The sequence below is a fragment of the Sphingomonas sp. FW306-05-A genome (genome assembly GCF_058782275.1).
In genome coordinates this window covers 505,971-530,389 of the sequence record NZ_JBYSXN010000001.1, presented here as the reverse complement: position 1 = coordinate 530,389, position 24,419 = coordinate 505,971, and the positions used below count along the sequence as shown (strand labels likewise).

Annotated in this window: 20 protein-coding genes and 2 pseudogenes; 17 read left to right on the top strand and 5 right to left on the bottom strand. The window is 63.3% G+C overall.

Features of this window, described 5'->3' with window-relative positions; all coding sequences use genetic code 11:
* Positions 1-38 precede the first annotated feature (38 nt).
* From AC3WJR_RS02385 to AC3WJR_RS02355, 7 genes are all read left to right on the top strand, one after another.
* Positions 39-1,892, top strand: coding sequence for an amidohydrolase (locus AC3WJR_RS02385; protein ID WP_492721968.1), 1,854 nt, complete (start codon positions 39-41; stop codon positions 1,890-1,892).
* Between the two features lie 20 nt (positions 1,893-1,912).
* Positions 1,913-2,809 carry a glyoxalase gene (locus AC3WJR_RS02380; RefSeq protein WP_492724122.1) on the top strand — a complete coding sequence of 299 codons (897 nt, stop codon included), beginning with the start codon at positions 1,913-1,915 and terminating at the stop codon, positions 2,807-2,809.
* 1 nt (position 2,810) lies between these two features.
* Positions 2,811-3,251 carry a DoxX family protein gene (locus AC3WJR_RS02375; protein ID WP_492724120.1) on the top strand — a complete coding sequence of 147 codons (441 nt, stop codon included), beginning with the start codon at positions 2,811-2,813 and terminating at the stop codon, positions 3,249-3,251.
* A complete protein-coding gene (locus tag AC3WJR_RS02370; protein ID WP_492721966.1) occupies positions 3,244-4,623 on the top strand; it encodes an alginate export family protein in 1,380 nt (459 codons plus the stop codon). The genes AC3WJR_RS02375 and AC3WJR_RS02370 overlap by 8 nt, the downstream gene beginning before the upstream one ends.
* A gap of 10 nt (positions 4,624-4,633) precedes the next feature.
* Positions 4,634-5,344 carry a YoaK family protein gene (locus tag AC3WJR_RS02365; protein WP_492721964.1) on the top strand — a complete coding sequence of 237 codons (711 nt, stop codon included), beginning with the start codon at positions 4,634-4,636 and terminating at the stop codon, positions 5,342-5,344.
* Positions 5,345-5,440: 96 nt separating this feature from the next.
* Positions 5,441-6,262, top strand: a complete 822-nt coding sequence (locus tag AC3WJR_RS02360; protein WP_492721960.1) for an alpha/beta fold hydrolase — start codon at positions 5,441-5,443, stop codon at positions 6,260-6,262.
* A gap of 7 nt (positions 6,263-6,269) precedes the next feature.
* On the top strand, positions 6,270-7,466 hold the full coding sequence (locus AC3WJR_RS02355) for a sensor histidine kinase (protein WP_492721956.1): 1,197 nt from the start codon (positions 6,270-6,272) through the stop codon (positions 7,464-7,466).
* A gap of 111 nt (positions 7,467-7,577) precedes the next feature.
* Here AC3WJR_RS02355 and AC3WJR_RS02350 read toward each other — a convergent pair whose 3' ends face one another.
* The gene (locus AC3WJR_RS02350) at positions 7,578-8,153 is read right to left on the bottom strand and encodes a TMEM175 family protein (RefSeq protein ID WP_492721953.1); all 576 of its coding nucleotides are present in this window, start codon (positions 8,151-8,153) and stop codon (positions 7,578-7,580) included.
* Between the two features lie 11 nt (positions 8,154-8,164).
* Positions 8,165-9,094 carry a LysR family transcriptional regulator gene (locus tag AC3WJR_RS02345; protein ID WP_492721950.1) on the bottom strand — a complete coding sequence of 310 codons (930 nt, stop codon included), beginning with the start codon at positions 9,092-9,094 and terminating at the stop codon, positions 8,165-8,167.
* A 340-nt stretch (positions 9,095-9,434) separates the two neighbouring features.
* Here AC3WJR_RS02345 and AC3WJR_RS02340 point away from each other — a divergent pair, with 340 nt between their 5' ends.
* Positions 9,435-10,133, top strand: coding sequence for a pirin family protein (locus AC3WJR_RS02340; RefSeq protein WP_354279634.1), 699 nt, complete (start codon positions 9,435-9,437; stop codon positions 10,131-10,133).
* A gap of 111 nt (positions 10,134-10,244) precedes the next feature.
* On the opposite strand, the gene AC3WJR_RS02335 is transcribed toward AC3WJR_RS02340, so the two are convergent.
* Positions 10,245-11,222, bottom strand: coding sequence for an MBL fold metallo-hydrolase (locus tag AC3WJR_RS02335; protein ID WP_492721946.1), 978 nt, complete (start codon positions 11,220-11,222; stop codon positions 10,245-10,247).
* Positions 11,219-11,929, bottom strand: a complete 711-nt coding sequence (locus AC3WJR_RS02330; protein WP_492721943.1) for an alpha/beta fold hydrolase — start codon at positions 11,927-11,929, stop codon at positions 11,219-11,221. The genes AC3WJR_RS02335 and AC3WJR_RS02330 overlap by 4 nt, the downstream gene beginning before the upstream one ends.
* Before the next feature lie 328 nt (positions 11,930-12,257).
* Between AC3WJR_RS02330 and AC3WJR_RS02325 the strand changes: the two genes are divergently transcribed.
* From AC3WJR_RS02325 to AC3WJR_RS02295, 7 genes and pseudogenes are all read left to right on the top strand, one after another.
* A complete protein-coding gene (locus AC3WJR_RS02325) occupies positions 12,258-12,566 on the top strand; it encodes a hypothetical protein (protein ID WP_492721941.1) in 309 nt (102 codons plus the stop codon).
* A gap of 8 nt (positions 12,567-12,574) precedes the next feature.
* Positions 12,575-13,186: a hypothetical protein gene (locus AC3WJR_RS02320; RefSeq protein ID WP_492721939.1), complete on the top strand. Its 612-nt coding sequence runs from the start codon at positions 12,575-12,577 to the stop codon at positions 13,184-13,186.
* Positions 13,187-13,453: 267 nt separating this feature from the next.
* Entirely contained in the window at positions 13,454-14,011 is a 558-nt protein-coding gene (locus AC3WJR_RS02315) for an NADPH-dependent FMN reductase (protein ID WP_492721937.1), read from the top strand.
* Positions 14,012-14,279: 268 nt separating this feature from the next.
* Positions 14,280-17,294: a sensor histidine kinase gene (locus tag AC3WJR_RS02310; protein ID WP_492721935.1), complete on the top strand. Its 3,015-nt coding sequence runs from the start codon at positions 14,280-14,282 to the stop codon at positions 17,292-17,294.
* On the top strand, positions 17,287-17,931 hold the full coding sequence (locus AC3WJR_RS02305) for a response regulator (protein WP_492721933.1): 645 nt from the start codon (positions 17,287-17,289) through the stop codon (positions 17,929-17,931). The genes AC3WJR_RS02310 and AC3WJR_RS02305 overlap by 8 nt, the downstream gene beginning before the upstream one ends.
* 836 nt (positions 17,932-18,767) lie before the next feature.
* Positions 18,768-19,925 (top strand): annotated as a pseudogene (locus AC3WJR_RS02300) (PAS domain-containing protein); the annotation flags it as partial.
* Positions 19,926-19,967: 42 nt separating this feature from the next.
* Positions 19,968-21,524, top strand: a pseudogene (locus tag AC3WJR_RS02295) (ATP-binding protein); the annotation flags it as partial.
* A gap of 407 nt (positions 21,525-21,931) precedes the next feature.
* Here the strand turns inward: AC3WJR_RS02295 and AC3WJR_RS02290 are convergent.
* Positions 21,932-22,858, bottom strand: coding sequence for a LysR family transcriptional regulator (locus AC3WJR_RS02290; protein ID WP_492721931.1), 927 nt, complete (start codon positions 22,856-22,858; stop codon positions 21,932-21,934).
* A gap of 119 nt (positions 22,859-22,977) precedes the next feature.
* Between AC3WJR_RS02290 and AC3WJR_RS02285 the strand changes: the two genes are divergently transcribed.
* Positions 22,978-23,703, top strand: a complete 726-nt coding sequence (locus AC3WJR_RS02285; protein WP_492721930.1) for an SDR family oxidoreductase — start codon at positions 22,978-22,980, stop codon at positions 23,701-23,703.
* Between the two features lie 315 nt (positions 23,704-24,018).
* Positions 24,019-24,351, top strand: coding sequence for a GCN5-related N-acetyltransferase (locus AC3WJR_RS02280; protein WP_492721928.1), 333 nt, complete (start codon positions 24,019-24,021; stop codon positions 24,349-24,351).
* Positions 24,352-24,419 lie beyond the last annotated feature (68 nt).

Here is a 24,419-nt window from a genome sequence, read left to right as displayed (position 1 = left end):
CGCTCGCGCCGCTGCTCTCTGGAAATGCGAAAGTAGCCATGACCAGCACCGACTTGATCCTCGTCAACGCCAAGGTGACCACCCTCGACCGCGCGAACCCCGAGGCCGAAGCTGTCGCGATCCGCGACGGCAGGTTCCTCGCGGTTGGCAGCGAGAAGGACGTCCGCGCGGCCGCCGCGCCGAACGCGATCGTGATCGACGCTGCACGCCGGCGGCTGATCCCCGGCCTGATCGACAGCCACATGCACATCATCCGCGGCGGCCTGAACTATAATATGGAGCTGCGCTGGGACGGCGTGCCGAGCCTCTCCCAGGCGATGGCGATGCTCAAGACGCAGGTCGACAATACACCCGCGCCGCAATGGGTGCGCGTCGTCGGCGGGTTCACCGAGCATCAGTTCGCCGAGAAGCGCCTGCCGACCATCGCCGAGCTGAACGCGGTCGCGCCCGACACACCCGTCTTCATCCTCCATCTCTACGATCGCGCCTTGCTCAACGCTGCCGCGCTGCGCGTGGTGGGCTATGGCAAGGACACGCCCAACCCGCCAGGCGGCGAAATCGTCCGCGATGCGGCGGGCAACCCGACCGGGCTGCTCCTTGCGCAGCCCAATGCGACGATCCTCTATTCAACGCTCGCCAAGGGGCCGAAACTTCCGCCCGAATATCAGCTCAACTCCACGCGCCACTTCATGCGCGAGATGAACGGGCTCGGCGTCACCGGCGTGATCGATGCCGGCGGCGGCTTCCAGAATTATCCCGACGATTACGCGATCGTCGAGAAGCTGCATGCGGATGGACAGCTGACGCTGCGCATCAGCTACAATCTGTTCACGCAAAAGCCGAAAGAGGAACTGGCCGATTTCGCGGGCTGGGTAAAACAGGTATCGCCGGGGCACGGCGACGACAGCTACCGCCACAATGGCGCGGGCGAGATGCTGGTCTATTCTGCCGCCGACTTCGAGGATTTTCGGGTCGAGCGCCCGGACATGCCCCCCAGCATGGAAGGTGACCTCGAACCCGTCATTCGGCTGCTCGCCGAGCACAGATGGCCGTGGCGGCTGCACGCAACCTACGACCAGACGATCGACCGCGCGCTGGACGTCTACGAGAAGGTCCACCGCGATATCCCGCTGACGGGCATCAACTGGTTCTTCGATCATGCCGAGACGATCAGCGATCGCAACATCGACCGGATCGCCGCGCTCGGCGGCGGCATCGCGGTGCAGCATCGCATGGCGTATCAGGGCGAGTATTTCGTCGAGCGCTACGGCGCGCGCGCCGCCGAGCGCACGCCGCCGATCGCCAAGATGATCGCGGCGGGTATCCCCGTCGGAGCGGGCACCGACGCGACCCGCGTTGCGTCCTACAACCCCTGGGTTTCGCTCAACTGGCTCGTCACGGGCAAGACCGTGGGCGGCCTCAGTCTGTATCCGGGCGCGAACCGCGTCAGTCGCGAGAAAGCGCTGCGGATGTGGACGCACGAGAATACGTGGTTCTCGAACGAGGTCGGCAAGAAGGGTCAGATCAAGGTTGGCCAGCTCGCCGATCTGGCGCTTCTCTCCAATGACTATTTCAGCGTGGCCGAAACGGAGATTCCGCATTTGCGGTCCGTCCTCACGGTACTGGGGGGCAAAGTGGTTTATGGTGAAGGCGATTTCAGCCCGCTCGCGCCTGACATCCCCAAACCGATGCCCGACTGGTCTCCGGTCGCCACGTTCGGCGGATACCACCGCACCCCGGAAGCGGCTGCAAAACTCGCGAGCGCCTGCGGATGCGCCAGTGCATGCCAGGTCCACGGTCACGACCACGCAGCCGCACTTGGCCGCGCGGTTCCAACGCGCGACGTCCAGACCTTCTGGGGCGCGATGGGCTGCGGCTGCTGGGCAGTTTGAGAGAAATGGAGATGAAGATGTTGAAACGCTCGGCCCTACTCCTCGCCACGGCGCTGCTCGGTGCAGCCTCCTCCGTACCGGCAGCCGCGCGCGAGCCGACCGTATCGGCGGATTACGCGGTCGGCGCGCAATATGACACGACTCATGTCTATGTCGCCGTCGACGACTTCGACCGCTTCGTGGCGAGCCTCGTCGCGACCTTTGGCGGCACCACGTCGAAGCAGGGCGTCTTCCAGGTCACGCCGACGCCGAGCCAGACGATGTCCCAGCTCGTGCTGACCCCGGTCGGCACGCTCTCGGTGTTCGGGTTCAAGACGCCGATCCCCTACCCCTTCGGAAGCGAACGGACCGGATATCTGGTCACCGACATGGATGCGGCAACGAACGCTGCCGTCAAGCACGGCGCAGCCCGGCTGGTGACGACCTTCCCGGACCCGATCGGCCGCGATGTCGTCGTCCAGTGGCCTGGCGGCGTGAACATGCAGCTGTATTGGCACACCGCCAAGCCCAACTATCCGGCGCTCGCCCACGTCCCCGAGAACCGGGTCTATCTCACACCCGATGTCGCCGATACGTTCGTGAAGCACTGGACCGCCTTTGCGCACGGCAAAGTCACGCGTGACGTGCCGAATGCAGGCGGCGCCGAGATCGGTCAGCCGGGCAAGTCCTATCGGCGGATCGAACTGACGTCCGGCTATGGCAAGATGCTGGTGATGGTCTCGGACGGTCAACTCCCGTGGCCCTACGGCCGCGACATGACCGGCTACGAAGTCGATGATCTCGGCGCGACCCTGTCCAAGGCGAACGCCGTCGGCGTCGAAACGCTCGTTCCCGCCCATAGCGAGGGTGGGCGTTCCTCCGCGCTCGTGCGCTTCCCCGGCGGCTACGTTGCCGAGATCCACAGTCGTGCCGGCTGACATGCTGCACCCGCTCGATCCCGCAAAGGAGCCGCGCTTCGTCGATACCATACTGGAGTGGCGAGCGACCTGGTTCCTGGCGCGCCTAGCGCTCGTCGGGGCCTATCTGCTCGGCGGCATCGTCAAGGCCAGCGACTGGCAAGCCGCAGTCGCGGAGCAAGCGCATTTCGGCATGCATCCGGCACCGCTTTGGGCCGCGATCACGATCGCGGTCGAACTGATCGGTCCGATCCTGATCCTTTGGGGCCGTCTGGTCTGGCTCGGCGCTGGAATGCTGGGGGTCTTCACACTGCTGGCAGCGTACACGGCCAACGCGTTCTGGACGATGCCGACCGGGCAGGATCGCTTCATGGCGACCAACGCGTTCTTCGAGCATCTCGGGCTAATTGGCGGGTTCGTGCTTGCGGCGCTGGTCGCCGAGCGCGAGCGACGGCGTGCGTAAGTTCGCGCTTGTCGGCCTCGTCGTTGCCTCCCCGGCGTTCGCGCAGGACCGTGAGCCCTGGCAACCGCCGACGCTGACCATGACCCGCTATGATGAGGATTGGTCGACGATGGCCGATCCGGCAGACCGGCCCGGGCGCTGGAGCGACGATCTTAAATACATCCCGATCACCAACGATGCCTATGCCACTGTCGCGGCGGAAATACGGATCCGCAACGAGAGCTATCGCAACAATCTGTGGGGCGGAGCGGCGGCACCCGATGACGGCTATCAATGGGTACGCTTCGTGCCCAGCGTCGACTTTCATGCGGGACGCGTGCGGGCGTTCGTCCAGCCGATTGCGGCCTATGCCATCGGCGTCGCGCCGTCCGCGAGTCCGATCGACCAGACGCGCGTCGATATGCTGCAAGCCTTTGCCGACCTCCGTCTTGGGGACGCCGGCACCGGATCGCCTGATGGAGTCGGCGTCACGCTACGGGCCGGCCGCCAGATGATCAGCCTGGGAACCGAGCGACTGGTGGGAACGCGATACGGCCCGAACGTTCCCCTCGCCTTCGACGGTGTTCGCGCACTCGCGTCGCTCAACGGCGCAACCCTCAGTCTGTTCGCCGTACGGCCCGTCCAGCCGGGGCCATCGAGTTTTGACGATCGCCGTTCCCGCACCAAGACGCTCTGGGGTGCCTATCTCACACGCCACGGATTGGACCTGTACTATCTCGGCTATCACAACATACAGGCCCGGTTCGGCGGTGTCGCTGGCGACGAGATGCGGCACAGCGTCGGCGCCCGCGTGTTCGGCAGCCGTGAGGGATGGCACTGGAATGCCGAGGGCATCTATCAGTTTGGCCGTTTCACGAACCAGACCATCTCCGCCTGGAGCGTCGGGACCGAATTGGGGCACGCCTTTCAGGATCTCCCGGGGGCGCCCGACACGACGCTGCGCTTCAATGTCGTCAGCGGGGACCGGCACCACGGCGACACGCAGCTGAACACGTTCAACGCCCTGTTTCCCAAGGGCAAGTATTTCGGCGAGCTGTCACCCGTCGGGCCATCCAATATCGTCTCGCTGAATCCGCGGGTTGCCGTCTCGGTGGCGAAGACCGTGTCGATGAGTTTGGCGGGAATGGCCTATTGGCGGTTCTCGCGCGCCGATGGGGTCTACGATATTCCGGGCAATCTCATCCGCGCGCCCGGCACTGCGACGTCGCGCTTCATCGGTCGGGAAGTCGAAGCGACGCTCGCGTGGCAGGCGACGCCCGATCTCGAACTCTCGACCTCAGTCTCGCTGTTCGGTCCAGGCGGCTTCATCCGCCAGACGGGTCCGGCGCGCACCATCGCTATGCTGGGCCTCGAGGCCAATTTCCGTTTTTGAAGGAACGAACATGGCCCTTCCGTCTTCCACGCCGCCTGCATCTCCGTCTCCGCTGCCGGCTTTGCTGTTGCTGCTGTCCGCCATCACCGGGCTGGTCGACGCGGCCAGCGTCCTGGGCTTGGGCAAGGTTTTTACCGCCAACATGACCGGCAATGTCGTGTTCCTCGGTTTCGCCGCCGCGGGTACGCCCGGGTTTAACTGGTCGCTCTATGTCGTCGCCATCCTAGCTTTCATGGCGGGAGCGCTTGTCGCGGGGCGGCTGGCGCATGGCCATGTCGCTCGCCCCGTGCGCGGCTGGCTGATGCGTGCCGCTCTTCTCGAAACCCTGCTCCTCTGGGTCGCGGCAGCGATCGCTTTCGGGGTGGGAATCGCCGATCTGAGCATCGAACGAACCTATGCCATCATCGTCTTGACCGGCGTCGCGATGGGATTTCGCAACGCGACGATCCGGCAGCTCAAGGTTCCCGACCTCACCACGACCGTGTTGACGTTGACGATCACGGGCCTCGCCGCGGATTCAACCCCCGCGGGGGGGAGCAATCCCAACTGGACCCGGCGGATTGCCGCGGTGGTGTCGATCTTCGTGGGTGCTGCGATCGGCGCATGGCTGGTGCGCGCCTCCGGCCTGACGGCGGCCCTGGCCGCAGCCGGCCTGCTGGGGCTGGTCGGGACCTTCGCCTGGAGCCGCCACCCGACGGCTGCCGCCCCGATTTCGCGCTAGCACCACCCTTTCGGGTGGACCTCGACGACCCCATCGGGGCGCGCGCTGAGGGCGTTCAGCGGCTAGGGTGCGACCGCGGGCGGGTGGAGATTTGGAATGCCGATGTTGCAGGTGCGGGACGGTACCCGTCTGTATTACAAGGATTGGGGAAGCGGGACACCGATCGTGTTCGCGCATGGCTGGCCGCTCAACAGCGATATGTGGGAAAACCAGATGATGTTCCTCGCGTCGGAGGGATATCGCGTGATCGCCCATGATCGTCGCGGTTTCGGCCGCTCCGACCAGCCGTGGGATGGATATGATCACGACACCTTCGCCGACGACCTCTCGGAGTTGATGGTCCATCTCGATCTCGGCGATGTGACCTTGGTCGGATACGCGATGGGTGGCGGCGAAGTGACCCGATATGTCGGCCGCCACGGTTCCGAGCGGGTGTCGCGCGTTATCCTGATCGGCTCGACCACACCGAAGCTGGGTCAAAGCGAAGACTATCCGCATGGCGTTCCCGAGCTGGTCTTCGATAATGTCCGAAGCGGTCTTCTTGCCGATCGTTCGGAGTTTCTGCGCGGATTTGCCCGGTTGTTTTTCGCGACCGGAGAAGACGAGAACGATGTGTCGGAAGGCAGTCTCGCACACATCCACCAGATGGGACTGCAAGGCTCGCTCAAGGCCGGACATGATGCGGTGACCGCGTGCGCCACGACCGACTATCGCGACGACATCGAACGCTTCGACGTTCCCGTTCTCGTCATTCATGGAGAGAAGGACGCGTTCGTTCCCTTCACGGCGACCGCGCGACAAGCCGCAGAATTATTCCCGGACGCGATTCTGAAAGTCTACGAAGGTGCTCCGCACGGTATCCTCTTCACGCACAAAGACAGGCTCAACCAGGATATTCTGGAGTTCATGACCGCCTGAGACGACAGTGACCGACTTTGCCAATTTTCCATCTCCAGTAGCGGAGGCGCTGGAACTCGCGCTCGGCCATCTGGACGTGCGAGATGCCCATACACTTCTGGAGAGATTCGAGGACGTCGGGCTTGCTGGGCCGCGTCGCGAGAATCTGGCGCGCAAGCTTCTCGCGGCAATCCGGCTGGTGTCGGGAAATTCTCGGGCGCTTGCGATTCTCGGGGTCGCAGGGGAAGCGCTCCCGGTCCCGCTGTCTGGCATCTGGCCCTTCGTGCAAGTCGAGCAGTTGCGCCTTGCGCTGATCGCGACGCGCAAGCAGGGCGGCAGCTTCAGGACCGGACTGCGGCTGCAGGCGGTCGATGGCCGCGCGATCCATGTCACCTTCGTCGCCTGGCGCGAAAAGGAGGACGAGGACACGTTGTCGTTCGGGCTGCTCGACATCACCGAGCAGATCGCTGCGCAAGACGAACTCCTGCGGTTGCACGCCCAAATGGCCCATGCGGACCGGCTTTCCACGCTCGGCGTGATGACCGCGACGATTGCGCATGAGGTTCGTCAGCCGCTCGCGGCAATGATGACCTCGGCGCAGGCCGGGCTGCGCTGGTTGCGCCGGCATCCGGCGGATCTCGCCCAAGTGGAAAGCTGCCTCGAGACCATCGCGCTCGGCGCGACCAAGGCCAATGACACCGTGGCAAAACTGCGCACAATGGCATCGAACCGGAACCACGATCTGGAACGCTGCGATGTCGGCGTCATCATCGAGGAAACGGCGGCATTCCTCCGGCAGGAGCTTGCCAGTCGCCAAGCGTCGCTCTCGCTCGATATTGCGATTGGGCTTCCGCCTGTGGCAGCCGACCGCGTTCAGCTGCGGCAGGTCCTCACCAACCTCTTGGTCAACGCCGCCCAGGCGATGGCGGATGCGCAATGTTGGAGCCGAACGCTCAAGGTCAGGGCCCGCAGTGACGACGGTTTTGTCATCGTCGATGTCGAGGATAGCGGTCCGGGCGTCACGGAAAGAGATCGCGACAGGCTGTTCGAAGGCTTTTTCACGACCAAAGAGACTGGCTTGGGACTAGGGTTGCGCGTCTGCCGTGCGATCATCGTCGGTCACGGGGGAACGCTCGAACATCTATCCAAGGCCAGTGCAGGTTCGATCTTCCGCTTCACGCTCCCTTATGCCGCCCAAGACACGGCATCCGCCGACGAGATTTGAGATGAGCCGCTATGAGGCGTTGATCGCGGCTCTTTCGACTTTACGCAATGAGCCCATTCGTCATCGACAAGCCGGGTGGCGAAAGACCGAACGCGACGTGTCACCTGCGCATTATCGGTCGAGCGCTCTTACGATCCTCCGGTCGGGCACGAGCCAGAGCAGAAGAACGACGATGTATAACGCAAGCGCCAACCAGCGGCTCACATAGGCCAACGGCACAGCCACGAGATAGAAGCTGATGCTGCCCAAGCCCTTTCGGTCCCCGCCGATCGCGCGCGCAACGGCTGAATCGGGCCCGTTACAGGCAATGATGGCGCGTTCGGTCAGGGCGTAGCCGACGGCTGCCATGCCGAGGACAATGCCATACCCGGCGGTTGCTCCGGACGAAAAGCCACTCTCGTCGAGCCACCGGATCACAAAGGGCACGAGGCTGAGCCAAAACAGCAGGAAGAGGTTCGCCCAGAGCACCCGTCCGTCGATTCGGTCGGTCGCATGGAGCATGTGGTGGTGATTGTTCCAGTAGAGACCCACGTTCACGAAGCTGAGCACATAGGCCAGCAACACGGGCGCTATCCCCGCCAGGTCCCGCAAGCTGCCGCCCTGCGGCACCTTGAGCTCCAGCACCATGATCGTGATGATGATCGCCACGACACCGTCGGTGAAGGCCTCCAGCCGCCCGGTGTCCATCCCGCGCGGCCTCACAGGTCGCGTGCCCCGGCGAGATCGACATCGCTCAGCGCGCGATCGACGAAATCGCGGATCAGCCAGGACGCGGCTGGCCCGGGCGGGCGGTCGCGCCGCCAGATCCCCGAAAAGCGATACATCCCGCCCGGGTCGTCGGGCATGGCGAGACGTTTCAAGGTTCCGGCGACCAGGTCGGGCTCGATCAAGGGCAGCGGCATGTTGCCCCAACCGATCCCTTCGCGAAGGAGCTGATGCTTGGCGCCGAGGTCGGCCAGCCGCCACGTCCGCGGACTGACGACCGCGAAATCGCGACCGTCCGTAAGCGGCGAGCGATCCGTCAAAACGAGCTGAACGTGCTCCCTGCCCGCGCCCGAAGGAATCTGCTCATAGCGTGCAAGCGGATGGTCCGGCGCAGCGACGGGGACCATCGCAACGCTGCCCACCGATGCCGCTTCGAGGCCATCGATACCGCTTGCGAGCGGACCGGACACGCCGACGATCGCGGTCCCCGAAAGCACGTGCCCGGCAACGGCCCCGAGCGCTTCGACATGCAGGCGTAGCGTGACGGTGGGATAGGTAGCGGCAAAGGCACGCAAGACCTGGCCGAGCCGGCGTGCCGGGAGCATGACATCGACTGCGAGATGCACCTCGGCTTCCAGGCCATCCAGCAGGCCCTTCACCTTGGCCTTCAGGCCATCGATACCGCCCGCGACGGTACGCGCCTCGGCGAGCACCGACCGTCCTGCCTCGGTCAGTCTTGGCCTCCGCGTCCCTTCGCGGTCGAACAGGACGATCCCGAGTTGCGCTTCCAGGTTGGCGATACCGTAACTGACGACCGAAACCGCGCGGTTGAGCCTTCGTGCCGCCGACGCGAAACTGCCCTCGTCGACGACGGTCAGGAAGATGCGAAGTTGGTCGAACGTCGGGGTTCCCGGATCGCTCATCTAGCCGCTCGCGAATGGTCATTGGCATCGTGTCGAGCCGACCCGAAAAAGGTGTCGCCGCATGACAGCCTTCGTTTTTCGCAATACAAGCGCGTGCCCTTTCGTCCTTGGGTCGTGCGGCCGGTACCGGCCGAACCCGGCCGCACTGTCTCTCACCTCGCGCCAAACCGTAATCCCAACGATGGTTTGTGGTCCCGCAACGGGTGTGCCCCGCTTTCCAATTTCATCGAACAGTTCGGTCCATTTTATGCCGCTGATCCATACCGCTGGCCTCGACTAAATCGGTGCCATCGACAGCGACCGGGCAGCACGCCCAATCGCCCAGCATGGAGTTTGTGACATGATCGACCTTCGCCCGTTCGACAGCCTCGGTGGCGCCAACCACGGCTGGCTCGACGCCAAGCATCACTTCTCGTTCGCCAATTACTACGATCCACAGCGCACCAACTGGGGCAATTTGCGGGTGTGGAATGACGACACGATCCAGGCCGGGACCGGATTTCCGCCGCATCCGCACCGCGACATGGAGATCATCACATACGTCCGCGAAGGCGCGATCACCCACAAGGACAATCTGGGCAATATGGGCCGGACCGAGGCGGGCGATGTGCAGGTGATGAGCGCCGGCACCGGCATCACGCATTCGGAGTACAACCAGGAGCCTGGCACCACCAAGATCTTCCAGATCTGGATCCAACCCACCCGTTCGGGCGAGAAGCCCAGCTGGGGTGCGCGGCCTTTCCCCAAGGGCGAGCGCTCGGGCCAGTTCGTGGTGCTTGCCAGTGGCTTCGACACTGACGAGGACGCGCTGCCGATCCGCACAGATGCCCGCATCGTCGCCGCGACGCTCAAGGCTGGCGATACGGCGGAATATCCGATCGGCAAGGATCGTCGCGGCTATCTCGTCCCCGCCACCGGCGCGGTCGAGATCGATGGTGTCCGGGTCAACGCCCGCGATGGCGCTGCAATCCGCGACGAAGCGGTCTTGCGGGTAACCGCGATCGAGGACAGCGAGATCGTCCTGGTCGACGCAGCCTGAAGCACGAGGGCCGTCCGGCTGAAGACCGGACGGCTTCACCGCCTCCCGCCCCGTCCGCACGCGGTGCTGGCTGGGTCGTGGAGCGCGTGGCGCGCGTATCGAGCAGATGCTTCAGGGGATCGCGACCAGCTTAGTCGAGGGGATCCAACGCCATTGCTCGGGCCCGCGCTCTAGTCTGCCGATCCCCGGGAAAGCGAGGTGAGCGCCGGCGATGAGATAGCCTTGCTGCGCAGCCTCTGCAAAGACGCGATCCCTACTCGTCCGGGCCTCGCCTGGAACCGAGTCAAATTTGATGGTGATGCCCGGATCCTTCAGTTGCACCAGGGCGACGTGGACGACGTCGCCCCAGATCAGCATCGTCTCGTTGCCGCTGTGCACGCGATAGCCGGTATGGCCGATCGTGTGCCCCGGCAAATCCTCTGCCGAAACGCCCGGCGCGATCGAAGCGCCCGGACGGAAGGTCTTCACACGGCCCGCTGCGATATAGGGCGCCAGCGAAGCCGCTGCAGCATCGAACGACGACTGAACCGAGGCATCGACCCTGCGCGCGTTCGCCTTGTCGAGCCAGAAGCGCTCCTCCGAATCGGCGAGGCGTACGATCGCGTTCGGGAATGCCATTCGTCCGTCCACCGACAGGCCACCGACATGGTCTGGATGAAGGTGGGTGATCAGCACTTCGTCGATCGTGTCCGGGCCGTAGCCCGCCGCGGACAGCCGCTTGAGGACATTGCCAAGCGTGGGACCGAAATAGGTACCGCTTCCGGTATCGACCAGAATGCGCTTTGCGCCGGTATCGATGAGATAGGCGTTTACCGACGTCGGCTGGATCGTCGGCTGCGCAGCGCCCGCGAGAAGCGCGCTGACCTCCCCTGGCTTCCGATCGACCAGCAGCTGATCCGTCGCCAGCGCAAAATCGCCGTCGGAGATCGCGACGACCGTGAATGTGCCGACCTTCGTTTTGAACACGCCTGCGTCGCGCGCGGTTGCAGGTTCGGCGGTAGCCGCGCTGGTCTGCGGGGGCGCCGCGACCAGTGCATTCGGCGCCAAGCTGAGGAGCAGCGCGGCGGCATGACGCGAAAGGCGGTTCATGCCGCGGCTCCCGTCGCGTTCACGGCGTCGAGAATAACGTCGGCAACAGCATCCGGCATCGAAAGCAGCGACAGGTGACCGGCCTTCAGCTCGGTCGTCTTGGCCTTCATCATGGCAGCGAGTTCGCGTTCGAGCGCGACGCTGACCACACGATCCTCTGCGGAGACGACGTACCAGGTCGGGCGCGTCGACCACGCTGCCTCGGTGATCTTGTCGCCGAACGCGCGCGCCGGGAACGGTGGCTGGACGACTGCCAGCACGCGCGCCTCGTCTTCGGGAAGGTCGGAGGCGACGTCTTCCACCCAACCCTGCGCGCTCAGCGACAGGAAGCCGGCACCGTCGTCACGGATCTTGGCAAGCGCCGGTGGCGATTCATGGGCCCCGACGAGATCGCCGACGGACTGTCCGACCTTCGGGGCGAAGGCCGCGACATAGACCAAGGCCTTCACCTTCGGGTCGTTTCCGGCTTCGGTGATCACAGCGCCACCCCAGCTATGACCGACCAGCACGATCGGACCCTCGATTGAATCAAGCGCCCGCTGCGTGGCCTGGACGTCGTCGCCGAGCGAACTGGTCGGGTTCTGTACGGCCACCACCGGGATTCCCTTCGCAAGAAGATGCGGGATCACGCGCCGCCAGCTCGATGCGTCGGCCCAGGCGCCATGGACGAGGACCACAGTCGGTGCGGTCGACGGGGATTGGGTCATGGATTGCACTCCTTCGGGAGCCGAAGCGGCCCTTCATCGCAGCGAAGCTAGAGCCGGCGTCCGTGCCGCTATTGTCGGAATGTCAGCAAATTTGGCCGGAACCGCTTTGTCTTCGATCCCCGTCAAGAAACGCGATCTCGCGTTCGTGACTTAGGCGCGCGAATCTACAGGTCGCATCAGCCGTGTCCAAGACGGTCCGAGCGCGGGAGCCGATGCTCTCCCCATGATCCATCTATTCGGTTTCCTGGAACAGATCGGACAAGACTTTCCGGCTTTTGCGGAGAGGCCTCCCGGAGCAGTTCCGCTTCCAGCACGACAGGAGGTCAGCATGCCAACGTCCGATCCCACGCCAAGTCTCAGCGAGCGCGAGTGGCTCGAAGTCGCCGCCGCCCTGCGCAAGGCAAACGCCTGTGGGTGCGCCGCCCCCCTGCCTGGCGAACGCGTGGGCTTAATGACCCGATTGCGAAACGCGCTTTCGGGGCCACCGCGCGAGCCAGATCCACGGCTCGACGCCATCCGTCGCTTCGCCTGCGGCACCTATCGCCGTCGGGCACCAGCGGAAGCGCTCGTCGACGATCTCACCCGCCAGGGCTTCAGTCTCGCGCAGATCGACGCCATCGCGCTGCTGTCGGCATGAGCAGGGCCATGACCTTGCTTTCGGCCGAACCCGACACGGTCGAAACCGTCATCCTCCCGCCGCTGCACGACTTGGGTGACGGTTTTCAAATCAGGGGCGCGTTATCTTTCGCACCGCTCGGCTTGCTGCGGTTCTTCTGGTTCAACCTTCGTTCGCTATGGGCGCAGCAGGGACAGGAGAATAGAATGAGCAATACCCTTGGTAAAATCCTCGTCGCTGGGATCACGATCGGCTGGAGCACGATCGCCGTAGCGAGCGTGGACCGATCGTCCAAACCCGGCGGGATCTACCGCCTGAAACCAGGCATTTATGTCCAGAAAGGGGTCGGTTGCGGCACCGCGCCCAACGCCGCGGTGCGCAGCTATGACGGGCGGGGGATCAGCGATGCACACACCCATTCGTGCCGCGCCCGCATTCTCTCCCGGCGCGGAGCCCAATACGACGTCAGCCAATCGTGCGTGGATGCGGGTGTCGGGCCGGCCCCGCGCGTGACGGAGCGGCAAAAGCTAACCGTGCTGGATGCGCTGACGTTCACACTCCAGACGCGTGGCGCAGGGACGACGTACCGATATTGCCCAATCTATCAGCTGCCCACGGGTTTGCGAGGCCAGGCACGATGAGCCACGGCGCGCGAGCCGCGGGCCGAGGTCTCGGACGCGATGGGCTGATCGGCCCGATGGAAGGCCGACCGCACCCTTTTCAAGAAAATCGAACGCGAAGCGCGAGATTATCCACATGGTGCGGGCAGCGAAGCGCGCTCATCTAACGCGGAATCCGCAACACCGACACCGTCCCCAAACACCCGCGTTTGGGTAACATCGTGGCGGTGGCGATCGCTGCCGCTCTTAGGACTCAAGCGCTGCCCCCCAAACGAAAGCAACCGACCCATGTCCCATCCGAAACCGCTCCGCTTCGTCACCCTCCTCGGCAGCCTGCGCGCGGGCAGCTATCATGCTGCACTGGCAAAGGCTCTTCCCGCGCTGGCGCCTGAGGGGGTGACGATCACCCCGCTCGCCTCGATCGGCGATTTTCCGCACTATAACGCCGACGTCCAGGCCGAAGGCTTCCCGCCCGCCGTCCTGGAAATGGCGGACAGCATTCGCGGTGCGGACGGCGTCCTGATCGTCACACCGGAATACAATTACTCGGTTCCGGGCGTGCTCAAGAACGCGCTGGACTGGCTCTCGCGCGTGACGCCGCAGCCGCTTGCCGGCAAGCCGGTGGCGATCCAGACAGGGTCGCCCGGCACGATCGGCGGAGCCCGCGCGCAATATCATCTGCGTCAGATGATGGTCTTTCTCGACGCGCAGGTGCTGAACAAGCCGGAGATCATGATCGGCGGTATGCCGAGCCGCATCGATCCGACGACCCATGAGATCACGGACGAAGCGACTGCAGGCCTCGTGGCACAACAGCTCGTCGCCTTGGCAGCCATGGTCCGCTGACCGTTCGGCGGCGAGGGACGGAGATCGACATGACGACGTTCGTGCTGCCGGCGCTGCTCCTCGTCGCGATGGCGATGACCTGGCTGACGGTTCGGTCGCTTGCCCGGCCATGGCGCCCTCGCCGGATCGCGGGGCGATCAAGTATCAAGACTGCCCGGTGTATGTGTGCGCCAGAAATGTGGCCCCGCCCCCCTTTCGGGTCGCTCGTCCGTGCTCCAACCGCGTGGTAACGCTTTAACGTCGCCCCTCCATCTGACACGCGAGATCCATGTTTGCTGTCCGCCTGTGTCTGCTGATCCTGCTTTGCGCGTTAAGCGCAGTCGCGTCGGCGAGAGACGGTGGCGGGACGAATGGTAAGTTCACCCATACCAGCTGGACGAGCAAAGACGGCGTGCCGGCGATGGTGCAGGCGCTTGCGCAGACGCCCGACGGATATCTATGGCTCGGCACCTATGATGGGCTCTACCGCTTCGACGGCGTGAGCTTCGATCCCATTCCCGTAGCCAAGGGGCATCCAGGCGGCTCGATCCCGGTCAGCGCGCTCCTTGTCACGCGCGCCGGCAGATTGTGGGTCGGCTACGCCGGCGGGGCTGGTGTCGAGGTCATGCACCAGGGGCGGCTCGAGCGCGCGGGGATGCCCGGCGCCCCCGGCGAAGTGACCGGGCTGGTCGAGGATCGTGAGGGTGCCATCTGGGTCGTCGGGGGGCGTGGGCGCAAGGCCCTGAAGCGCTACGCCGCTGGCAAGTGGCAGAGCATCAACGAGCGGTGGGGCGTACCCGACGACCAGGCCGTCTCCGCGGTGCTGTCGGCTCAGGACGGGACCGTCTGGCTCGCAACGCAGTCCCAGATCTTCTTCTTGCGTCCCGGAGCGCGGCGCTTCGAGGCGAGCGGGCTCATGATCAGCAACGGTGCCGGTCTCGCCCAGGACCGTGCCGGCCGCATCTGGCTGTCGGATGCGGCGGGGACGCGAGTGCTGCCCGACTTTCCAGGCGGCGCAAAGGCGCCAGCGGGTAGCGCATTGAAGGCCACCGATCGAACGGCGCGGCGGATCAGCTTGCTCTTCGACAGTCATGGCGATCTATGGGGATCGACGTACACCGACGGCGTTTTCCGCATCGATCGGCCTGACGGTGCCACAGCTGGGGCCCCGTCTTATTTTCGGAGCCCCGATGGGCTCACCTCGAACGAAGCGGTGGCACTCCTCGAGGACCGCGAAGGCAACGTCTGGGTCGCGACCGAGTTGGGGCTGGATCAGTTCCGGCGATCCAATATCGAGCGCATCCCCCTGCTCACCAGCGGCTCGGCTGAGAATTTCATGGTCATGCCCGACGAGCGCGGCGACATCTACCTGGCGAACGGGTCTCGCCTCTGGCGCGCGGTGCCCAACGACGAGCCGCGATTCCTGATCGATCTGCAGGACGACATCCAGGCGCTTTGCCGCTCCCGGGGGGGCATCTGGGTGGGGCAGAAGGGTCATGCCGCGCGGATCGAGGATGGCCGGATTACGGCACGGGTTTCGTGGCCGGACGGAAAGTCGGTCTCCAGCTGCGGCGAGGACCGGAGCGGGACATTCTGGCTGGCCAGACAGGCGGGCAATATCCTCTACCGTGACGGTCAGGGCTGGCGGAAGGTCGATCTACCCTCGCGCCGTACGCCGCTCGACATCTTCTTCGACTGGCGAGGCGCCATTGTGGGGTCGCTCAGGAGAAAATCCGTCGTCATTCTCGATGGGCCGCGGACTATCCATCTGTCGGAGGCGGATCTTGGCGTGGCCGGGATCACGACCGTTTTCGGCAATGCGAAGGCGCTGCTCGTCGGTGGCGGTACTGGACTGGCCCGATGGGACGGTCACCGGATCCAGCGTCTCTCGATCTCAGCCCAGCCGTGGCTGCGGGGCGTCCGCGGCATCGTCCAGACCGAGGCCGGCGACACCTGGATGCTCAATAACAAAGGCATCGCCCGGGTCGCCACCGCTGACCTGGACCGCGCCTTCGACCGACCGTCGGCGCCGATCGCGCATGATCTGTTCGACGAACAGGATGGATTCACCAGCCGGACCCAAAATTCCCAGAGCCTGCAGATCGCGCTGGGCGGGGACGATCGGCTCTGGTTCCTGACTCGCCAGGGCATTCTGCGCATGGATCCGAGCCGCCTCGAGCGTAATCAGATCGTGCCGTCGCTGGCGATCCGGTCCGTTGTCGCAGACGGAAAGTCCTATCCGGTGACAGCCGATCTTCGACTCCCACCCGGTACGCGCAACATCGCGATCCAGTATACCGCGCTCAGTCTCGCCATTCCGAGCCGCGTGCGTTTTCGTTATCGCCTGCAAGGGTTGGACAGCGACTGGATCGATCCGGGCCAGCGGCGGCAGGCATTTTACACCAACCTCGCACCGGGCACGTACACCTTCGCCGTCATTGCCGCAAACAACGATGGTGTTTGGAACCGGAAAGGGACGTCGTTCAGGCTCATCGTGCCGCCGACCTTCGTGCAATCGAAGACATTCATCGCGCTGTGCGTCGTCATCGCCCTTCTCTCTCTGTGGCTGCTCTACAGGCTGCGTCTGCACACCATTGCGCAGCGGCTTCGCGTGCGGCTCAGCGAACGCCTTGCCGAACGCGAGCGCGTTGCCCGCGAGATCCATGACACCCTCTTGCAGAGCATCCAGGCGCTCATTCTACGGTTTCAGCTCGCAGTCGATGATATCCCGGCTGAATTTCCCGTCCATCGAAGCCTGGAGAGCACGCTCGACCTTGCCGAAGAGGTTCTCGCGCAGGGGCGCAACCGGATTCGCGACCTGCGGATTACAGAGAGTGCCGACGACCTTGCGCGGATGATCCACGACATCGTCGAGCGCCTGGTATTCCCGCCGACCACCACGGTGCGGATCGTCACATCGGGCGAGGCGGTGTCGCTCAACCTGATCGCGGCCGACGAGATTGCGCGCATTGCCAACGAGGCGATCTTCAACGTCTGGCGCCACGCTCGAGCAACGCAGCTCGTCGTTCGTATCGTGTTTTCGCCGTCGAGGCTGACGGTCACCATTCTGGACGATGGTGTCGGCATCCCACCCGATATCCTGCAAGCCGGCTACCGGACCGGCCATTATGGCCTTCGCGGCATGCAGGAGCGGGCGAAGCGGCTCGATGCGGAGCTGAGCCTTTCCTCGTCCGCGGGAACCGGTACAGAACTAACGCTCACAATCCCCGCGCGGGTAGCTTATGCTGCGCAATCGAGACGATGGTTCCCACTCAGAGCGCGTCGGGGAGAGACTGTTGACTGAACCGATGACCATGGTTGAGCACCCTATCCGGGTGCTGGTGGTGGATGACCACCCCCTGCTCCGGGAAGGTCTCACGGCTACGATCCGCAAGCAGCCGGATATGGACGTCGTCGGCGAGGCGATTGACGGCGTTGCGGCGATCGAACAGTTCAACCTGCTCTCGCCCGATGTGACGTTGATGGACATTCAGATGCCCCAGATGGGCGGGATCGAGGCGATCGAGCGCATCCGGGACATCGATCCCAGCGCTGCAATCGTCGTTCTGACGACCTTCCCCGGCGATAGTCAGGCGATGCGCGCGCTGAAAGCCGGTGCCGCGGGGTATCTGCTCAAGAGTTGTATCCGTAAGGATCTCTCGCAGACCATCAGGGCGGTCCATGCTGGCGAGCGCGCGATCTCGGCAGAGGTCGCCCAAGCGATCGCCGTGCATGCGATGGAAGCGCGGTTGAGCGAACGCGAAGCGAGCATCCTCCGCCTTATCGCAGAAGGGCACCCCAACAAGCAGATCGCCTGGCAGCTCAATCTCGCTCAGGACACCATCAAGGGGCATTTGAAAAACATATTCGCCAAGCTCGACGTGACAGACCGCACGCACGCCGTGGTCGTCGCGGTTCGCCGGGGCTTCATCGATCTCTGAGTTGTCACAGGCGTGATTCCGGCGGCCGGTCTTATTCTTGTGTGCCTATCGCCCGTAACAGCCGACATTCCGCAGTTTTAAGCGGCCCCAAAGGGGCAATCTAGCCAGATGGCGAACATGGACCCAAGGCTAAGGTTGTCACGAAGGTTGCGGATCTGATCCACGTTTGCCACAAACGACAACACCGCCCGTGAGGGCGGCGTTGTAATAGTATAGCGTTTGGTTGTGGGTACCTGCTCGACTTCTGTTGGCCCTACGATGACCGGTTCCGGCGTAAGCTGACATTGCTGGCGCTTCGCCGGAACGGCTTGAGTAGGCTGAGAGCTGCCGCCGGTTAGCTACCGATCAAAATCTGAACCATTGATGGTTCAGATTTTGATCATCAAGTTTGGATCCTTTTGACCCGCAAGTGGACATTCAGGTGCCCTTCCCCGCCTTCCACCTTCGAACATTCGTTCATCTAGTTGGACGGCAGCTTTCCGGCACCCAATTCAGCCGCCTGTGCGACCTAAACTGGTGGTTAGTGGAATGGCAGCTTTCGGGAGGTCGGTTGGCAATAGCCGACATCGCGGGGCTGTCGCGTTCTCGAAAATGACGGTGTTCCGGGAACGACCGACTTTGGTGAGCGGCGGAGGTTCGCTACAAACGCATGGGAAGGTTGAAGCGGGCAAGACGGGGCGCGGGTTCCGTCATGGCCTCCATCCGCGACCAAGGCAGAGCGCCTGCGCGTAGTTCCGCATCATCATGCTGGAATCCTGATCCTAATTGCCGGATAGAGGCCTTCGCTTTGCCGTACATTTTTGCTGTGAAAGCGGGTGGCGTAGGAGAATAGGCCAATGGAATACTCAACCCTGGCCAGCATCGCGTCAATCGACTGGACCGTGCACGTCCTTGGGCCTCGTGCCTCTTGGTCGCCGGCGCTCAGGACCAACGTCTCCACCATCCTGGCCCTTCCCAGCGCGGCTTTTATGGTCTGGGGACCCGACCGAACCTTCTTCAACGATGCCTACATCCCCATCCTTGGTCCTCGAGTACCGCACGCGATGGGAGCGCGTTTGGAGGAGCTTTGGCCTGATGCGTGGCTATCGATCGCCGAGGACTTCGACCGAGCGATGGCAGGCGAAAGCATCTCGTATGCCGATCGCTACGTCCCACTGGCTCGCTACGGCTCGCCGGAAGATACGTGGTGGACGTTCTCCTTCTCGCCCCTGTTCAACGATGATGGAGTCGTTGCAGGCGTTCTATGTCTCACCAACGAAGTAACCGATGCCGTCCGTACGCGGGCCGGTGCCATATTGGACCAGCGCCGGCTCCATGCGGCCGTCAATCTCGCGCGTCTTGGCACCTACACCTGGGATCTCGCCTCCGGCAGCGTGACGATGGACGCACGTAGTCGTGAGATGTGGGGCTTCGATCCCGAAGAAGTTATCGACCAACAAAGGGTGTTCGACCGTATCGACCCGGCAGCGCTCGAAAGCGTGCAGAAGGAGGTCGCCTCTTCGATCGCAACGCATGACGCGCTGCTTGTCGAATATTCGATCACCAGGCCTGGTGGCACGACCCGACGCGTGGTGAGCGGAGGCGAAATCGTCTGTGATCGTCAAGACAATCCAGCGCAGCTCGTCGGCACGTTCGACGATGTGACAGACGAACGCGCCGGCCAACGGGCACTTGAGGAAGCTAACGAGGCGCTAGCCGATGAACTTGCCGAACAGAACGCCGCCCGCGAACGCGCTTGGCGGTACACGCCCGATCTGCTGTCGATCCTCGACCTTGAGACTGGTAAATTCGAGCGTCTAAACCCATCGTGGACGACAACCCTGGGCTGGGACACCTCGGAATTGGAGGGGCGCACCTACGCCGATTTCCTCCACCCCGATGATCTTGCTGTCAGTCAGGCCGCCTTTGACGTTGTTCGGCGCGGGGAGCCATTGCTGCAACTTGAAAACCGTTACCGCACCAAAGACGGCACTTGGCGGCGGATGTCGTGGGTGGCCTATCCTCAAGGCGACAAGCTTTACTCCAGCCGCCGCGATGTAACCGAGACACATGAACAGGCCATAAGGCTGGCTGAACGGACGCGAGAGCGCGACCGCTTATGGCGTAACACGCAAGATCTTCAGGTCGTCATCGATGAGAACGGCATCTTTCAGGCGGTCAATCCAGCTTTCACGGCCGTTCTAGGTTGGGCGCCCGAGGAGGTGATCGGCCGACCGGTATTCGATTTCATCGCGCCTGAAGATCAGGCCATCACCAATGACGCGCTGAGACACGCTCGATCTAGAAGTCTGCCCACAACGGAAAACCGGTACCGTCACAAGGAGGGTGGCTTTCGCTGGATCTCATGGCTCGCGACCCCGGACGCAGGCCTGATCTACGCCAGCGGACGCAACATCACCGCTGAGAAGGAGCATGCTCAGGCGCTGGAGGCGATCGCCGAAACGCTACGCCAAAGCCAGAAAATGGAGGCCGTCGGCCAGCTCACCGGCGGTCTCGCGCACGACTTCAACAACTTGCTCGCCGGCATGCTTGGCAACCTTGAGTTGTTGCAGATGCGCGTGGCCCGTGGTCGTATTGACGACCTCGACCGCTTCATCAACGCCGCGCAGGGCGCCGGTCGCCGGGCGGCCTCGTTGACGCAAAGACTTCTCGCCTTCTCGCGTAGGCAAACGCTCGATCCCCGCCCAACCGACGTGAACCGCCTCATTGCCGAGCTGTAAGAGCTGCTTCACCGAACAGTCGGTGCAACGGTCGACATCGAAGTCGTTCAGGCAGCCGGGCTCTGGACAACCGAGATCGACGCGCCGCAGCTTGAAAACGCTATCATAAACCTATGCGTGAACGGTCGCGACGCCATGCCGGAGGGAGGCAGGCTTACCATCGAGACCGCCAACAAGTGGATGGACGACCGTGCCGGCCGCGAGCGAGATCTGGCACCAGGCCAGTACATCTCGATCTGCGTGACGGACATCGGCACTGGTATGGCGGCAGAGACGATCCAGCGTGCATTCGAACCCTTCTACACGACCAAGCCACTCGGTCAGGGTACAGGCCTTGGGCTCTCCATGATCTACGGCTTTGCGCGCCAGTCGGGTGGGCAGGTCCGCATCTATTCGGAGGTCGGTCAGGGCACGACTGTCTGTATCTACCTACCCCGGTTCCACGGGGATGCGGACGTTGAGCCGGAAAATCTCAGTGCGCTCGCTGCTGAGAGTGCGACTGGACAAACGGTTTTGGTCGTTGAAGACGAGGCGACGATCCGACACGTGATCGACGAGGTGCTAGATGAGCTCGGCTACACCGTGATCGGTGCAGCAGACGGCGCATCGGGCGTCAAAGCGCTCTAATCGGGTGCCAGGATCGAGCTGCTGATCACCGACGTCGGGCTGCCCAACGGCATGAACGGGAGACAGGTCGCTGATGAAGCACGTCGCTTGAGGCCGGGTCTCAAAGTGCTCTTCATCACCGGATTTGCCGAGAATGCCGCAGTTGGTAACGGTCACCTCGAACCAGGCATGGAGCTGCTCACGAAGCCTTTCACGCTAGAGGCTTTGACCACGAAAGTGGCCGAAATGCTAATTCGCTCGGACTAACTACCTAGTTCGCGTGATACTGTGAACAATGGTCTGGCGCTCAACCGCGTCTCGGTTGGGAACCTATAGCTAGACAGTTGCCCGAAAACGGGAAGGACCGCGCTTAATGAATGGCTGTTAACGGGAAGCCTGATCGCTAACCTATACGTCCGGCTGTGGGCGTCAGCGGACTGGCAGCTGTACTGCCTGATAGCTGCCGATCGGCTTTCAGAAACGGTTGGCACGCCAGTAGCGCCCTAACGTCGCGACCTGGTGAAGAACGGAACGGCAGTTTTCGGGAAGACGGGTGTCGATAGCCGCCATTGTGGAGCTGCCGCTTTTCCTCAGAATGGATTGTGAATTAGGAACGGCTACCGCTAACGCCCTACGGACAGCCAGGCTTCGGCCGCATTGGGCATTCTCTGCGCTTATCCTCGGGCCGGCGACTGACGTTCCACTGCAATAAAATCGATCAGCGCTCGCAGTGGCGCAGGCACGAAGCGCCGAGAAAAATAAAGTCTTGGGCCTTCGAAGGAAGGCCACCACTCAGGCAGAACGGGATGAAGCGAGCCGTTTTCGATGTGCGGATCGAGCCAGTTCCTGAAGGTCCCAATAACGCCATGACCCGCACATGCGGCGTCGATCGCGGCAGGTGCGGCATCAACGCCGATGATCAGCCGGCCTGATGGATCGATCGTCATCACCTCAGATCCGCGCTCGAACTCCCATGCGACGAGCGCGCCGCTCGAAAAGCGGAGCCGGATCGCGTCATGGGCGAGCAGGTCACGCGGGCCGAGAGGCGTCGCGTTTCGCGCAAGATAGGAAGGAGAGGCGGCATAGGCCAAAACCTGAACGGGCGGCCCGACCGGCACCGCAATCATGTCTTTGGCGAGATGCTCTCCATACCGAATCCCGGCGTCGCAGCCGGCCGCTACGATATCCACGAGCCGATCTTCCACCACGATCTCGACCCGGACGTGCGGGTGCAGTGTCAGGAAGCGATGGATCAACGGCGGAAGGATATCCACCATGACCGCGCCGGTTACATTCAGCTTGAGAAGACCGCGCACCTCGGCTTGCGAATTTGCGGCGTCCTGAAGCGCTGCCCGAGCCTCGGCAAGGAGCGGCGCGAGCCGCGCGGCCAATGCGCTTCCGGCCTCGGTCGGCATGACGCTGCGCGTCGTCCGGGTGAGAAGCGGAACGCCCAGCTGCAGTTCGATCTCGGCAATCTTCTCGCTTACGGTCGAGGGAGAGAGGCCTAGTTGCTTTGACGCTGCCCGGAAGCCACGCGCCTCCACGACGGAGAGGAACACTTTCAGGTTATCGAGACTCGTCACCTCTGCATTGTTCGCCATGCCGATCAGCGTATCCGATCTTGTGCGGATTATCAAAACCGCCCGAACAGCCGATTGTGCTCCTCAAGACGTAGGGCTCGGGTGGCGCACCGTCGCCGACCGCTGCGCAGGAGCATAGCATGACCGACAGAACCGTCCTCATCACGGGTGCCAACAAGAGCATCGGCTACGAAACCGCGCGACAATTGGGCCAGCAGGGCTTTCGGATCTGGCTCGGCAGCCGCGACGCGGATCGCGGCGGGGCGGCCGCTGAGACCCTCGTCGCCGAGGGGATCAATGTCCGGGCACTGACGCTCGACGTGACCAGTGACGACAGCGTCCGATCCGCGGTTGCCCGCATCGAAGGGGACGACCGCAAACTCGACATTCTGATCAACAATGCCGGCATCCCTGGTCTTCAACCAATTCTACCGAGCGAGCAGCCGCTCAGTGACATCAAGACGATCTACGAAACGAACGTCTTTGCCCCGATCCGGGTGACGCAAGCCTTCCTTCCCCTTCTGAAGGCAGCGACCGATGCCAGCGTTATCATGGTCAGCAGTGGGCTTGGCTCGTTGGGCTGGCTATCGGACCGAAGCAACCCGCACTACGACGTCAACATCCTCGGATACAACAGCTCGAAAACCGCGCTCAACGCGGTGACGGTCGCGTTTGCGAGGGAGCTGGCCGCCTGCGGGATCACGGTAAACGCAGCGGACCCCGGCTATACCGCGACCGACTTCAACGGCCATACCGGATACCGCACGGTTGAGCAGGCAGCGACGGGCATCGTCTGGCTGGCGACCCAGAACGCTCAGGATATGACCGGCCGCTTCTACTTCGAGCAGAACGAGGTGCCTTGGTAAGGTGAGCAGCGCCGGGTCGGCACTCTGCGCTTTCCTCACGAGGTTAGTCAGTTTCAAAGTCTCATCATTTCGCGCTTCCCACCAATCCGACTTTCCCAATAAGGTACCCTTAGCGGGACAGCGGCCCCGCAAATTGGGCGGAGTTGTCCGACAGTGTGGGGCTGCAAAGACCACAAAGCGACGTCGGTCGCCAATGTCAGCTTCCCGAAACCTGCCATTCATTCAAGCGGCAGCAGGTCTTGCCGAAATTTAGCCGCTGCGGACTAGTAGTGCTCACCGATGCAGGCATTGTCGGGTGGGCCACGGAGGTTATCGATGACGGAAAGCGCGCGAGTAGGAATCGAGCAGCAATGGTTGGATCTCACCCGCATACGCCTTCCCAAGCGCGCGATCGAAGCGCAGTGGTCGTTGCGGCTTGATCACTGTTTCCAGCGTATTCTGCTCGACGATGCCTGTGGCGGGTGTTGGTACGACCATATTGTGGGTAGACCCGCTTACGCTAATGCGCCCGACGCGGTGCTGGCCCGTGCGATCGCCACCGGCGAGGCGCTGCTGGCCGGAAAGGCTGACTTAATTGCGCTTAACGCGCAGTCGCTGGCATGGAGGGGAAAGGGCGGTAGATCTGACGGTCGATTCCGGTTTAGCTGAAGTGCCCGCGGAACGAAAAAGGTGTCGAAGGTGCCAGATCACCGCTCTCGATTGCATCGCCTAATCGG